The organism is Serratia nematodiphila DZ0503SBS1 (assembly GCF_000738675.1).
GTDB classification, from domain to species: Bacteria; Pseudomonadota; Gammaproteobacteria; order Enterobacterales; family Enterobacteriaceae; genus Serratia; species Serratia nematodiphila.
This window is the reverse complement of the sequence record NZ_JPUX01000001.1, coordinates 2,051,189-2,064,698: the sequence shown is the minus strand read 5'-3', so window position 1 is coordinate 2,064,698 and position 13,510 is coordinate 2,051,189. Positions and strand designations below refer to the sequence as shown.

The 13,510-nt window shown below is 56.2% G+C and carries 10 protein-coding genes, 1 tRNA gene and 2 rRNA genes; 6 read left to right on the top strand and 7 right to left on the bottom strand.

Annotated features, from left to right (window positions below):
• Positions 1-85: 85 nt before the first annotated feature.
• From JL05_RS09410 to gmhB, 4 genes are all read right to left on the bottom strand, one after another.
• Positions 86-2,992: ribosomal RNA gene (locus tag JL05_RS09410) — 23S ribosomal RNA — on the bottom strand.
• Positions 2,993-3,231: 239 nt separating this feature from the next.
• A tRNA-Glu gene (locus JL05_RS09405) sits at positions 3,232-3,307 on the bottom strand.
• 88 nt (positions 3,308-3,395) lie between these two features.
• A 16S ribosomal RNA gene (locus tag JL05_RS09400) occupies positions 3,396-4,937 on the bottom strand.
• Together the 16S and 23S rRNA genes with 1 tRNA gene alongside form the textbook arrangement of a ribosomal RNA operon.
• A 392-nt stretch (positions 4,938-5,329) precedes the next feature.
• Positions 5,330-5,893 carry a D-glycero-beta-D-manno-heptose 1,7-bisphosphate 7-phosphatase gene (gene gmhB / locus JL05_RS09395; protein WP_015378880.1) on the bottom strand — a complete coding sequence of 188 codons (564 nt, stop codon included), beginning with the start codon at positions 5,891-5,893 and terminating at the stop codon, positions 5,330-5,332.
• Between the two features lie 188 nt (positions 5,894-6,081).
• On the opposite strand from gmhB, the gene metN reads away from it, so the two are divergent.
• The 6 genes from metN to proS all read left to right on the top strand — a co-directional run bounded on the left by metN (position 6,082) and on the right by proS (position 11,676).
• Positions 6,082-7,113: a methionine ABC transporter ATP-binding protein MetN gene (gene metN, locus JL05_RS09390; protein ID WP_016929862.1), complete on the top strand. Its 1,032-nt coding sequence runs from the start codon at positions 6,082-6,084 to the stop codon at positions 7,111-7,113.
• Positions 7,106-7,759, top strand: coding sequence for a methionine ABC transporter permease MetI (locus JL05_RS09385; protein ID WP_004932010.1), 654 nt, complete (start codon positions 7,106-7,108; stop codon positions 7,757-7,759). The genes metN and JL05_RS09385 overlap by 8 nt, the downstream gene beginning before the upstream one ends.
• A gap of 39 nt (positions 7,760-7,798) precedes the next feature.
• On the top strand, positions 7,799-8,614 hold the full coding sequence (locus tag JL05_RS09380; RefSeq protein WP_033632261.1) for a MetQ/NlpA family lipoprotein: 816 nt from the start codon (positions 7,799-7,801) through the stop codon (positions 8,612-8,614).
• 114 nt (positions 8,615-8,728) lie between these two features.
• Entirely contained in the window at positions 8,729-9,133 is a 405-nt protein-coding gene (gene rcsF, locus JL05_RS09375) for an Rcs stress response system protein RcsF (protein ID WP_004932006.1), read from the top strand.
• Positions 9,130-9,837, top strand: coding sequence for a tRNA (N6-threonylcarbamoyladenosine(37)-N6)-methyltransferase TrmO (tsaA, locus tag JL05_RS09370; protein ID WP_033632260.1), 708 nt, complete (start codon positions 9,130-9,132; stop codon positions 9,835-9,837). The genes rcsF and tsaA overlap by 4 nt, the downstream gene beginning before the upstream one ends.
• 120 nt (positions 9,838-9,957) lie before the next feature.
• On the top strand, positions 9,958-11,676 hold the full coding sequence (proS, locus tag JL05_RS09365) for a proline--tRNA ligase (RefSeq protein WP_033632259.1): 1,719 nt from the start codon (positions 9,958-9,960) through the stop codon (positions 11,674-11,676).
• A gap of 61 nt (positions 11,677-11,737) precedes the next feature.
• Here proS and nlpE read toward each other — a convergent pair whose 3' ends face one another.
• The 3 genes from nlpE to JL05_RS09350 are packed head-to-tail and all read right to left on the bottom strand — an operon-like array spanning position 11,738 to position 13,416.
• A complete protein-coding gene (gene nlpE / locus JL05_RS09360) occupies positions 11,738-12,421 on the bottom strand; it encodes an envelope stress response activation lipoprotein NlpE (protein ID WP_033632258.1) in 684 nt (227 codons plus the stop codon).
• Between the two features lie 29 nt (positions 12,422-12,450).
• A complete protein-coding gene (gene arfB, locus JL05_RS09355) occupies positions 12,451-12,864 on the bottom strand; it encodes an alternative ribosome rescue aminoacyl-tRNA hydrolase ArfB (RefSeq protein WP_004931997.1) in 414 nt (137 codons plus the stop codon).
• 3 nt (positions 12,865-12,867) lie between these two features.
• The gene (locus tag JL05_RS09350) at positions 12,868-13,416 is read right to left on the bottom strand and encodes a YaeQ family protein (RefSeq protein ID WP_004931995.1); all 549 of its coding nucleotides are present in this window, start codon (positions 13,414-13,416) and stop codon (positions 12,868-12,870) included.
• Between the last annotated feature and the right edge of the window lie 94 nt (positions 13,417-13,510).

Below are 13,510 nucleotides of genomic sequence, written 5' to 3'. Positions count from 1 at the left end.
TTCCAACCGCTTCACTCTCGTGTCGCCATCAGAACCAATCTCGGAACTTCGCTGAAAATCTCTCTAAAAACACCTTCGGTGTTGTAAGGTTAAGCCTCACGGATCATTAGTACTGGTTAGCTCAATGCATCGCTGCACTTACACACCCAGCCTATCAACGTCTTAGTCTTAAACGTTCCTTCAGGGGCCTTGAAGGCCCAGGGAAGACTCATCTTGAGGCAAGTTTCGCGCTTAGATGCTTTCAGCGCTTATCTTTTCCGCACTTAGCTACCGGGCAATGCCATTGGCATGACAACCCGAACACCAGTGGTGCGTTCACTCCGGTCCTCTCGTACTAGGAGCAACCCCTCTCAATCTTCCAACGCCCACGGCAGATAGGGACCGAACTGTCTCACGACGTTCTAAACCCAGCTCGCGTACCACTTTAAATGGCGAACAGCCATACCCTTGGGACCTACTTCAGCCCCAGGATGTGATGAGCCGACATCGAGGTGCCAAACACCGCCGTCGATATGAACTCTTGGGCGGTATCAGCCTGTTATCCCCGGAGTACCTTTTATCCGTTGAGCGATGGCCCTTCCATTCAGAACCACCGGATCACTAAGACCTACTTTCGTACCTGCTCGAGCCGTCACTCTCGCAGTCAAGCTAGCTTATGCCTTTGCACTAACCTCACGATGTCCGACCGTGATTAGCTAACCTTCGTGCTCCTCCGTTACTCTTTGGGAGGAGACCGCCCCAGTCAAACTACCCACCAGACACTGTCCTCACCCCGGATCACGGGGCCGAGTTAGAACATCAAACATTAAAGGGTGGTATTTCAAGGATGGCTCCACGCAGACTGGCGTCCACGCTTCAAAGCCTCCCACCTATCCTACACATCAAGGCTCAATGTTCAGTGTCAAGCTATAGTAAAGGTTCACGGGGTCTTTCCGTCTTGCCGCGGGTACACTGCATCTTCACAGCGAGTTCAATTTCACTGAGTCTCGGGTGGAGACAGCCTGGCCATCATTACGCCATTCGTGCAGGTCGGAACTTACCCGACAAGGAATTTCGCTACCTTAGGACCGTTATAGTTACGGCCGCCGTTTACTGGGGCTTCGATCAAGAGCTTCGCCTTGCGGCTGACCCCATCAATTAACCTTCCAGCACCGGGCAGGCGTCACACCGTATACGTCCACTTTCGTGTTTGCACAGTGCTGTGTTTTTATTAAACAGTTGCAGCCAGCTGGTATCTTCGACTGGCTTCAGCTCCATCCGCAAGGGACTTCACCTACATGCCAGCGTGCCTTCTCCCGAAGTTACGGCACCATTTTGCCTAGTTCCTTCACCCGAGTTCTCTCAAGCGCCTTGGTATTCTCTACCTGACCACCTGTGTCGGTTTGGGGTACGATTTAATGTTACCTGGAGCTTAGAGGATTTTCCTGGAAGCAGGGCATCAACTACTTCTGCACCGTAGTGCATCGTCATCACGCCTCAGGGTTAACATGCAACCGGATTTACCAGGTCACACCCCCTACACGCTTAAACCGGGACAACCGTCGCCCGGCTAGCCTAGCCTTCTCCGTCCCCCCTTCGCAGTAACACCAAGTACAGGAATATTAACCTGTTTCCCATCGACTACGCTTTTCAGCCTCGCCTTAGGGGTCGACTCACCCTGCCCCGATTAACGTTGGACAGGAACCCTTGGTCTTCCGGCGAGCGGGCTTTTCACCCGCTTTATCGTTACTTATGTCAGCATTCGCACTTCTGATACCTCCAGCAACCCTCACAGGCCACCTTCAACGGCTTACAGAACGCTCCCCTACCCAACAACGCTAAGCGTCGCTGCCGCAGCTTCGGTGCATGGTTTAGCCCCGTTACATCTTCCGCGCAGGCCGACTCGACCAGTGAGCTATTACGCTTTCTTTAAATGATGGCTGCTTCTAAGCCAACATCCTGGCTGTCTATGCCTTCCCACATCGTTTCCCACTTAACCATGACTTTGGGACCTTAGCTGGCGGTCTGGGTTGTTTCCCTCTTCACGACGGACGTTAGCACCCGCCGTGTGTCTCCCGTGATAACATTCTTCGGTATTCGGAGTTTGCATCGGTTTGGTAAGCCGGGATGGCCCCCTAGCCGAAACAGTGCTCTACCCCCGAAGATGAGTTCACGAGGCGCTACCTAAATAGCTTTCGGGGAGAACCAGCTATCTCCCGGTTTGATTGGCCTTTCACCCCCAGCCACAAGTCATCCGCTAATTTTTCAACATTAGTCGGTTCGGTCCTCCAGTTAGTGTTACCCAACCTTCAACCTGCCCATGGCTAGATCACCGGGTTTCGGGTCTATACCTTGCAACTAGTCGCCCAGTTAAGACTCGGTTTCCCTACGGCTCCCCTATACGGTTAACCTTGCTACAAAATATAAGTCGCTGACCCATTATACAAAAGGTACGCAGTCACACCACGAAGGTGCTCCCACTGCTTGTACGTACACGGTTTCAGGTTCTATTTCACTCCCCTCGCCGGGGTTCTTTTCGCCTTTCCCTCACGGTACTGGTTCACTATCGGTCAGTCAGGAGTATTTAGCCTTGGAGGATGGTCCCCCCATATTCAGACAGGATGTCACGTGTCCCGCCCTACTCATCGAACTCACGACCTGTGCATTTTAGTGTACGGGGCTATCACCCTTTGCTGCGCGACTTTCCAGACGCTTCCACTAACACACAAGCCGATTCAGGTTCTGGGCTCCTCCCCGTTCGCTCGCCGCTACTGGGGGAATCTCGGTTGATTTCTTTTCCTCGGGGTACTTAGATGTTTCAGTTCCCCCGGTTCGCCTCATGCCACTATGTATTCATGACATGATAATGTGTCGAAACACACTGGGTTTCCCCATTCGGGTATCGCCGGTTATAACGGTTCATATCACCTTACCGACGCTTTTCGCAGATTAGCACGCCCTTCATCGCCTCTGACTGCCTAGGCATCCACCGTGTACGCTTAGTCACTTAACCTCACAACCCGAAGATGTTTCCATCGTTCGCGCTGCAAACATTTGAGAGACTCTATGACAGGTTACTCTTCATCCCACTACTTCTACGGAGGGATAAATTTCAGCCGTCATGTTTCAATTTTCAGCTTGTTCCAGATTGTTAAAGAGCAATATCTTAAACATGACTCGGAAGTCATCTTTAAGATATGGTGTATCGTCAGATACTTTAGACCGCCGCTTTCACCGGGTGGGTCGGAAGCTTGGCGTCCCCTAGGGGATTCGAACCCCTGTTACCGCCGTGAAAGGGCGGTGTCCTAGGCCTCTAGACGAAGGGGACACGACACCGTACTTTTATGACGCTTTTGCTCGTTACTTTTTCATCAGACAATCTGTGTGAGCACGCCACGCGAACTAATATCTTTAGGTAAGGAGGTGATCCAACCGCAGGTTCCCCTACGGTTACCTTGTTACGACTTCACCCCAGTCATGAATCACAAAGTGGTAAGCGCCCTCCCGAAGGTTAAGCTACCTACTTCTTTTGCAACCCACTCCCATGGTGTGACGGGCGGTGTGTACAAGGCCCGGGAACGTATTCACCGTAGCATTCTGATCTACGATTACTAGCGATTCCGACTTCATGGAGTCGAGTTGCAGACTCCAATCCGGACTACGACGTACTTTATGAGGTCCGCTTGCTCTCGCGAGGTCGCTTCTCTTTGTATACGCCATTGTAGCACGTGTGTAGCCCTACTCGTAAGGGCCATGATGACTTGACGTCATCCCCACCTTCCTCCAGTTTATCACTGGCAGTCTCCTTTGAGTTCCCGGCCGAACCGCTGGCAACAAAGGATAAGGGTTGCGCTCGTTGCGGGACTTAACCCAACATTTCACAACACGAGCTGACGACAGCCATGCAGCACCTGTCTCAGAGTTCCCGAAGGCACCAATCCATCTCTGGAAAGTTCTCTGGATGTCAAGAGTAGGTAAGGTTCTTCGCGTTGCATCGAATTAAACCACATGCTCCACCGCTTGTGCGGGCCCCCGTCAATTCATTTGAGTTTTAACCTTGCGGCCGTACTCCCCAGGCGGTCGATTTAACGCGTTAGCTCCGGAAGCCACGCCTCAAGGGCACAACCTCCAAATCGACATCGTTTACAGCGTGGACTACCAGGGTATCTAATCCTGTTTGCTCCCCACGCTTTCGCACCTGAGCGTCAGTCTTCGTCCAGGGGGCCGCCTTCGCCACCGGTATTCCTCCAGATCTCTACGCATTTCACCGCTACACCTGGAATTCTACCCCCCTCTACGAGACTCTAGCTTGCCAGTTTCAAATGCAGTTCCCAGGTTGAGCCCGGGGATTTCACATCTGACTTAACAAACCGCCTGCGTGCGCTTTACGCCCAGTAATTCCGATTAACGCTTGCACCCTCCGTATTACCGCGGCTGCTGGCACGGAGTTAGCCGGTGCTTCTTCTGCGAGTAACGTCAATTGATGAACGTATTAAGTTCACCACCTTCCTCCTCGCTGAAAGTGCTTTACAACCCGAAGGCCTTCTTCACACACGCGGCATGGCTGCATCAGGCTTGCGCCCATTGTGCAATATTCCCCACTGCTGCCTCCCGTAGGAGTCTGGACCGTGTCTCAGTTCCAGTGTGGCTGGTCATCCTCTCAGACCAGCTAGGGATCGTCGCCTAGGTGAGCCATTACCCCACCTACTAGCTAATCCCATCTGGGCACATCTGATGGCAAGAGGCCCGAAGGTCCCCCTCTTTGGTCTTGCGACGTTATGCGGTATTAGCTACCGTTTCCAGTAGTTATCCCCCTCCATCAGGCAGTTTCCCAGACATTACTCACCCGTCCGCCGCTCGTCACCCGGGGAGCAAGCTCCCCTGTGCTACCGCTCGACTTGCATGTGTTAAGCCTGCCGCCAGCGTTCAATCTGAGCCATGATCAAACTCTTCAATTAAAAGCTTGATTTGCTTCCACTCGAGAAGCGATGCTCAAAGATTTACTGCATGAATTTTACTTCAGTTAGTCACTCTTCAAGACTTGATATTTTTTTGCATCCGAAGATGCTGGATATCGTCTTGTGGAGTGCCCACACAGATTGTCTGATAAATTGTTAAAGAGCAGTGAGTTAGGCGCTTTCGCTTGCTAACTCGAGGTGGCGTATATTACGCTTTCCTCTTTCAGAGTCAACCCTAATTTTCAGGATTTTTTCTCTTTCTTCCCGGCCGCTGTGTGAAGTGAATCACTTGCGCCGTGTCGATGGAGGCGCATTATAGGGAGCCGGTTCAGAATGACAAGCGATAATATGCATTTTTTATCTGACCGCTCACTATTCATGCGTAACGCCTATTAAACCCGCTTTTTGATGGCTGCCGGCAGGTCCGCCAGGCTATTTAGCACCCAATCGGCCAGCTTTTCACCCTGCTCCGTCACCGGCTTGCCGGTACGCACCAGCACCTTGGTGCCGACGCCGGCCGCGATCGCCGCCTGCATATCTTCCGGTTTATCGCCCACCATATAAGAAGCGGCCATATCGATGTTCAATTCCTGCTGCGCTTGCAGCAGCATGCCCGGCTGCGGTTTACGGCAGTCACAGACCTGACGATACTCTTCCACTACCGCCTCCGGATGATGCGGGCAGAAATAGATGCCGTCGAAGTCGACGTCGCGATCGGCCAGCGACCAGTCCATCCACTCGGTCAGGTACATAAACTGGTCTTCGCTGAACTTGCCGCGCGCAATGCCCGACTGGTTGGTCACCATCACCAGCGCGAACCCCATCTTTTTGAGTTCGCGACAGGCGTCAATCACGCCGTCAATAAAGTGGAAATTGTCGATTTCATGGACATAACCATGATCAACGTTAATCGTACCGTCACGATCGAGAAAAATTGCTGGAACGCTTTGTGTCACCGCTTTGCTCCTGAGGGGCTGAATACGCTGACAGTATCGCATGTTTTACCCCGCACTGAGAACGCCGGAGAACGTCGCTGGCCGTTGACTTAGACGTCTAGACGCCTTAACATCTGATCCATACCTTGGTTCCACGCCGAGGTTTACTTTTATCTAGCCACGGGCAACCACGCTAAAATAAGAAGAATATGATTAAACTTTCTAACATCACTAAAGTGTTCCAGCAGGGTTCGCGCACCATTACCGCGCTCTCTGACGTGACCCTTCACGTCCCTGCCGGGCAAATCTATGGCGTTATCGGCTCTTCCGGCGCCGGCAAAAGCACGCTGATCCGCTGCGCCAACATGCTTGAGCGCCCTACCTCCGGCCAGGTGCTGGTCGATGGCCAGGATCTGACGTCTCTGTCGGAAAGCGAACTGACGCGCGCCCGTCGCCAAATCGGCATGATCTTCCAGCACTTCAACCTGCTCTCTTCCCGCACGGTGTTCGGCAACGTGGCGCTGCCGCTGGAGCTGGACAATACGTCGCGCGCCGAGATCAAAAAGCGCGTGACCGAACTGCTGGAGCTGGTCGGCCTGGCGGACAAACACGACGCCTATCCGGCCAATCTGTCCGGCGGCCAGAAACAGCGCGTGGCGATCGCCCGTGCGCTGGCCAGCAATCCCAAAGTGCTGCTGTGCGACGAAGCCACCAGCGCGTTGGATCCGGCCACCACCCGCTCCATCCTGGAGCTGCTGAAAGACATCAACCGCCGCCTGGGCCTGACCATTCTGCTGATCACCCACGAAATGGACGTGGTGAAACGCATCTGCGACCAGGTCGCGGTCATCAGCCAGGGGCAGCTGATCGAAAAAGACAGCGTCAGCGAAGTGTTCTCACACCCGAAAACCCCGCTGGCCCAGCAGTTCATTCAGTCCACGCTGCATCTGGATATCCCGGACGACTACGCCGCGCGCCTGTCGCCGGAGCGTCAGGGCGACCGCCAGCCGCTGCTGCGCCTGGAGTTCACCGGTCAGTCGGTCGATGCGCCGCTGCTGTCTGAAGCCGCTCGCCGCTTCAACGTGAACAACAACATTATCAGCGCCCAGATGGATTATGCCGGCGGCGTGAAATTCGGCGTGATGCTGGCGGAGCTGCACGGCAGCGACGAAGACGCGCTGGCGACGATTAAGTTCCTGCAAGAAAATCAGGTAAAAGTAGAGGTTCTGGGTTATGTCTGAGGCAATGATGTGGTTGATGGCGCGTGGCGTGTGGGAAACCGTCATGATGACCTTTGTCTCCGGCTTCTTCGGTTTCGTGCTCGGCCTGCCGGTAGGCGTGCTGCTGTATGTCACCCGCCCGGGGCAGATCATCGCCAACAATTCGCTGTATAAGATCCTGTCCGGGCTGGTGAACATCTTCCGTTCCATTCCGTTCATTATCCTGCTGGTTTGGATGATTCCGTTTACCCGCATGATCGTCGGCACCTCGATCGGCCTGCAGGCGGCCATCGTGCCGTTGACGGTAGGCGCCGCGCCGTTTATCGCGCGCATGGTGGAAAACGCCCTGCTGGAGATCCCGTCCGGCCTGGTGGAAGCCGCGCGCGCCATGGGCGCCACGCCGATGCAGATCATCAAGAAAGTGTTGCTGCCGGAAGCCCTGCCGGGCTTGGTCAACGCCGCGACCATCACCCTGATCACCCTGGTGGGCTACTCCGCCATGGGCGGCGCGGTCGGCGCCGGCGGCCTGGGCCAAATCGGTTACCAATACGGTTATATCGGTTATAACGCCACAGTGATGAATACCGTATTAGTATTACTGGTAGTTTTGGTTTATCTGATCCAATTCTGCGGCGATCGCATCGTCAAAGCCGTTACCCATAAATAGTTTCACCGCATGTTAATGCGAGTCTAATGAGGAAGGGATATGTCGTTAAAATTTAAATCCATCGCGGCAATTGGCGCACTGATCGGCACGCTGGCTCTGGCGGGCTGTGGCCAGGATGAAAAGAATCCGAACCACATCAAGGTCGGCGTGATCGTCGGCGCTGAGCAGCAAGTGGCTGAAGTGGCGCAGAAAGTGGCGAAAGAGAAGTACGGTCTGGACGTTGAACTGGTCACCTTCAACGACTACGTGCTGCCTAACGAAGCGCTGAGCAAAGGCGATATCGATCTGAACGCCTTCCAGCACAAGCCTTATCTGGATCAGCAGATCAAAGACCGCGGTTACAAGCTGGTGCCGGTCGGCAACACCTTCGTTTACCCGATCGCCGGTTACTCCAAGAAAATCAAATCGCTGGACGAGCTGAAAGAAGGTTCGCAGATCGCGCTGCCTAACGATCCGACCAACCTGGGCCGTTCGCTGCTGCTGCTGCAGAAAGTTGGTCTGATCAAGCTGAAAGACGGCGTTGGCCTGCTGCCGACCGTGCTGGACGTGACCGAGAACCCGAAAAACCTGAAGCTGGTTGAGCTGGAAGCGCCTCAGCTGCCGCGCTCTCTGGACGATCAGCAGATCGCGCTGGCGGTGATCAACACCACCTACGCCAGCCAGATCGGCCTGACGCCGGCGAAAGACGGTCTGTTCGTGGAAGATAAAGACTCGCCTTACGTCAACCTGCTGGTTGCGCGCGAAGATAACAAAGATGCGGAAAACGTGAAGAAATTCGTTCAGGCCTATCAGTCTGACGACGTTGACGCGGCCGCCAACAAAATCTTCAACGGCGGCGCGGTGAAAGGCTGGTAAGCGCTTATTCACCCATTTTATTCCTATAATTGCAAGACGGGCCAAGGCCCGTCTTGTTATTTCCGCCATAGCTTGCTTCAATAGCGCCACTTTCATTAAGGCAGAGGAATCTCAATGCGTGTTTTACCTCTCTGTTTGTTAGCGCTCGCGCTGGCCGGATGTTCATCGCAGCGTATCGCGCCGTCCTCAACAAGCAGCACCAGCAAGCCGACTACCACCGCTCCGGCCAAAACTACGCCGGCCGCCCGCCCCGCACCGGTAAAACTGTACAAAAGTGCAGAAGAACTCGTGGGTAAACCGTTCCGCGATCTGGGTGAAGTGTCCGGCGAATCGTGCCAAACCACCGTGCAAGACTCTCCACCGAATCTGGCTACCGCCCGTAAACGCATGCAAATCCGTGCGTCTTACATGAAGGCCAACGCCGTGCTGCTGCACGACTGCCAGATTGTCAGCGGCGTCGCCGGTTGCTATCAACAGGCCGTTTGTCAGGGCTCGGCGCTTAACGTCTCCTCCAAATGACCGAATTCGTTTTCGAGCAGATCGGCGTGATCCGCTCGCCGTATAAAGAAAAATTCGCCGTGCCCCGCCAGCCGGGGCTGGTCGAAGACGGCGGCGGCGAACTGCTGCTGCTGCCGCCTTACAACCAGGCGGAAGCGGTGCGCGGCCTCAGCGATTTCAGCCATCTGTGGGTGATGTTCATTTTCCATCAAACCATGGAAGGCGGCTGGCGCCCGACGGTGCGTCCGCCGCGTTTAGGCGGCAATGCCCGCATGGGCGTGTTCGCCACCCGCTCCACCTTCCGCCCCAACCCGCTCGGCATGTCGCTCATTGAGCTGAAGGGCGTGCGGGTGAAAAACGGTGAAGTGGCGCTGGAACTGGGCAGCCTCGACCTGGTCGACGGCACCCCGGTGGTGGACATCAAGCCTTATCTGCCGTTCGCCGAGAGCCAGCCGCAGGCCCGCGCCGGCTTTGCCCAGGCCGCGCCCGCCGGCGATATGCCGGTGCGTTTCGCACCGCAGGCCGAGCAACAGCTGCAGCAACATCAGGCGCGCTACCCGCAATTAAGGCGTTTTATCAGCCAGGTGCTGGCGCAAGATCCCCGTCCCGCCTATCGTAAAGGAGAGGACGTCGAACGGGATTACGCCGTCTGGCTGTTGGATTTCAACGTGCGCTGGCGCGTCGTGGACGGCCGCACCGAAGTGTTGGCGCTCGACCCGCGTTAAAATTCCGCCGCCTCTCTTTTGGCGACCCGCTCGCGCTGGTAAACTAAACCACTTTTGTCACTTTTGGCCGCCACTCTGGCAGCCCGATGCAATTTGCAGTTCTAACGGAACCAAAACACCATGCGTACTAGCCAATATCTGCTCTCCACTTTGAAGGAGACACCTGCCGACGCCGAAGTGATCAGCCACCAGCTGATGCTGCGCGCCGGGATGATCCGCAAGCTGGCCTCCGGTCTTTACACCTGGCTGCCGACCGGCCTGCGCGTTCTGAAAAAGGTTGAAAACATCGTTCGCGAAGAAATGAACAATGCTAACGCGATCGAAGTGTCCATGCCGGTGGTTCAGCCTGCCGATCTGTGGCAGGAAAGCGGCCGTTGGGAGCAATACGGCCCCGAGCTGCTGCGCTTCGTCGACCGCGGCGATCGTCCGTTCGTACTGGGCCCGACGCATGAAGAAGTGATCACCGATCTGATCCGCAACGAGATCAGCTCGTACAAGCAGCTGCCGCTGAACTTCTTCCAGATCCAGACCAAGTTCCGTGATGAAGTGCGCCCGCGTTTCGGCGTGATGCGTTCCCGTGAGTTCCTGATGAAGGATGCTTACTCCTTCCACACCTCACAGGAGTCTCTGCAGGAGACTTACGACGCAATGTACGAAGCGTACAGCAAAATCTTCAGCCGCATGGGCCTGGATTTCCGCCCGGTGCAGGCGGATACCGGCTCGATCGGCGGCAGCGCCTCGCACGAATTCCAGGTGCTGGCGCAGAGCGGTGAAGACGATATCGTGTTCTCCACCGGTTCCGATTTCGCCGCCAACATCGAGCTGGCGGAAGCTGTCGCGCCGGCAGAGCCGCGCGCTGCAGCCAGCGAAGAGCTGCGCCTGGTGGATACGCCGAACGCCAAAACCATCGCCGAGCTGGTCGAGCAATTCCAGCTGCCGGTGGAAAAAACCGTGAAGACGCTGATGGTGCGCGCCACCGAAGAGAGCGGCCATAAACTGGTCGCCCTGCTGGTGCGCGGCGATCACGAACTGAACGAAATCAAGGCCGAGAAGCTGGCGCAGGTTGCCGCGCCGCTGACCTTCGCCACCGAAGAAGAGATCCGCGCCATCGTCGGCGCCGGCCCAGGCTCGCTTGGCCCAGTCAAGCTGCCGATGCCGGTGGTAGCCGATCGCAGCGTAGCGGCGATGAGCGATTTCGGCGCCGGCGCCAACGTTGACGGCAAACACTACTTCGGCATCAACTGGGAGCGCGATCTGCCGCTGCCGCAGGTGGCCGATATCCGTAACGTGGTGGAAGGCGACGCCAGCCCGGACGGTCAGGGGACGCTGCTGATCAAACGCGGCATCGAAGTGGGCCATATCTTCCAGCTCGGCACCAAGTACTCGGAAGCGATGAAAGCGACCGTGCAGGGTGAAGACGGCCGCAACCAGGTGCTGACCATGGGTTGCTACGGCATCGGGGTGACGCGCGTCGTGGCCGCCGCCATCGAGCAGAACCACGACGAACGCGGCATCATCTGGCCGGACGCCATCGCGCCATTCCAGGTGGCGATCCTGCCGATGAACATGCACAAGTCATTCCGCGTGCAGGCGCTGGCGGAAGAGCTGTACAACACCCTGCGTTCCCACGGCATCGACGTGATCCTCGATGACCGCAAAGAGCGTCCGGGCGTGATGTTCGCGGATATGGAACTGATCGGCGTGCCGCACTCTATCGTTATCGGCGATCGTAACCTCGACAACGAAGAGATCGAGTACAAGAACCGCCGCATCGGCGAGAAGCAGATGATCAAAACCGGCGAAATCGTTGATTTCCTGCTGGGCCAGATCAAACGCTAAGCGTCGATCGCCAGAGAATAAAAAAACCCGCCTAGGCGGGTTTTTTTATATCCGAAACGCGTTACTTGCTGCTGCAGCTTTTACTACGGTCGAACGCGATCTTGCCGTCCGGCACCACCGCTTTTTCAATCTGCCCCTCTTCCATCGACGGCTGCACGCTGAAGTGCGCGTTGAAGGTCAGGAACACCGGCTCGCCGGCAGTCTTATTGGCCTTAGCGTAACCTTGCTCCAGCGCGATGTTGTTATCCACCGGGAAAGTGATGCCGGTGGCGCAATCTTTGAACACCGCCGCGTCGGCCATATAGCTGTAGCTGCCTTTCATCGCCATCGGGGTTTTAGGCAACGGTTTTTCAACCGGCTCCAGACGGTAATTCAGCTTGGACTCGATCGGCGCGCCGCTGCGATCCAGCATCTCCAGGCTCTTGCCCACCGGACGGAAGTAGCGTTTCTCGCCGGTGCTATCGGTCAGCACCAGCTTATCCGCGGTGCGCGCCCATTTGCCGTAGTCGGCAAAGGTCTGATCGCCGTCTTTGCTGCCGCGATAGGTTTCCTGCAGCACGAAGGTGCCGTCTTCATCCAGGAACAGCGCCGTATCCAGGCCGCCGCAATCAGCGCAAGGCAACACCCCTTGATAACTCTGCGGCATCGCCTGCAGCGGTTGTTCCTTCGGCTGATAATGATTATTGCATCCCAACAACGAGAGTGCACCTGCCGCCAAGAACAGGGCTATCGTAATTTTCTTCACAGTTATTCTCCTACTGTGTTCATGTATTCCTAAGTGCGAACCTTGCCGCGCAGCGCCTTGGTGGCGCCTTTACGCGTCTTGCCTTCCAAACGACGCAGTTTCGCTCCTTTCGTCGGCTTGGTCGCCTTGCGCGTTTTTTCCACCACCATCGCCTGCTGAATCAACGCGACCAGCCTGGCCAACGCCGCTTCGCGATTCAATTCCTGACTGCGATACTCTTGCGCCTTGATAATCACCACACCATCGGCGGTAATTAAATGGTGATTCAGCGCCAGCAGCCTTTCCTTATAATACTCTGGCAGGCTGGATGCCCGGATGTCAAAGCGCAAATGGATCGCCGTTGAGGTTTTGTTCACGTGCTGGCCGCCCGCGCCCTGCGCGCGGATCGCCGTCAATTCCAGCTCATTATCCGGTATGGCGACGTTTCTTGACAGTTCCAGCACCGGTCACACCTGCGCCCGCTGCCACTCGGCAAACTGGATTTCCAGACTATTCTGAGCATCGGACAGCCAAATAGTTCCCTCCTGCAGCGTCGCCTGCAGCGTCATGGTGCGGCTGGCCAGCGCCGTCAGCCGCGCCAGCTGCTCGTCATCGAGGAAACGCACGCTCAGGTTCTTGTAACCGGCCACCTTGCCCTGCATTCCCTGCCACCACACGTGCGCGGCGCGCTCGCCGTAGGCGTACAGCACCACGCGCGGCGACTGGTTGCAGGCCTTGCGAATGCGCTTCTCGTCGGGCAACCCCATCTCGATCCACATTTCCAGCCCGTTATGGTCGTTGCGCTGCCAGATCTCCGGCTCATCGTCGGCGCTCAGCCCTTTGGTGAACACCAGCCGCTCGTCGGCATGGCAGATCCAGGCCAACAGGCGCAGCATCATGCGCTGTTCATTTTCGGACGGGTGTTGCGCCAGCGTCAGCGTGGCGTCGTGATAGAAGTGACGATCCATATCAGCGATATTGACCGCGGCTTTATAAATGGTTGCTTTCAGCGCCATGGGTGACCTCGTTATTATTCGGCGACAGTGTACTTGATCAGGGGCGAACGCCGCCAGCGCAGCCCGGTTCGGCGCAGAACGAAAGGCGTGTCGA

Excerpts from the sequence above, each read along its gene's own strand:
- metN (WP_016929862.1), top strand. The coding sequence starts at position 6,082 with ATGATTAAACTTTCTAACATCACTAAAGTGTTCCAGCAGGGTTCGCGC.
- JL05_RS09385 (WP_004932010.1), top strand. The coding sequence starts at position 7,106 with ATGTCTGAGGCAATGATGTGGTTGATGGCGCGTGGCGTGTGGGAAACC.
- JL05_RS09380 (WP_033632261.1), top strand. The coding sequence starts at position 7,799 with ATGTCGTTAAAATTTAAATCCATCGCGGCAATTGGCGCACTGATCGGC.
- rcsF (WP_004932006.1), top strand. The coding sequence starts at position 8,729 with ATGCGTGTTTTACCTCTCTGTTTGTTAGCGCTCGCGCTGGCCGGATGT.
- tsaA (WP_033632260.1), top strand. The coding sequence starts at position 9,130 with ATGACCGAATTCGTTTTCGAGCAGATCGGCGTGATCCGCTCGCCGTAT.
- proS (WP_033632259.1), top strand. The coding sequence starts at position 9,958 with ATGCGTACTAGCCAATATCTGCTCTCCACTTTGAAGGAGACACCTGCC.
- JL05_RS09350 (WP_004931995.1), bottom strand. The coding sequence starts at position 13,416 with ATGGCGCTGAAAGCAACCATTTATAAAGCCGCGGTCAATATCGCTGAT.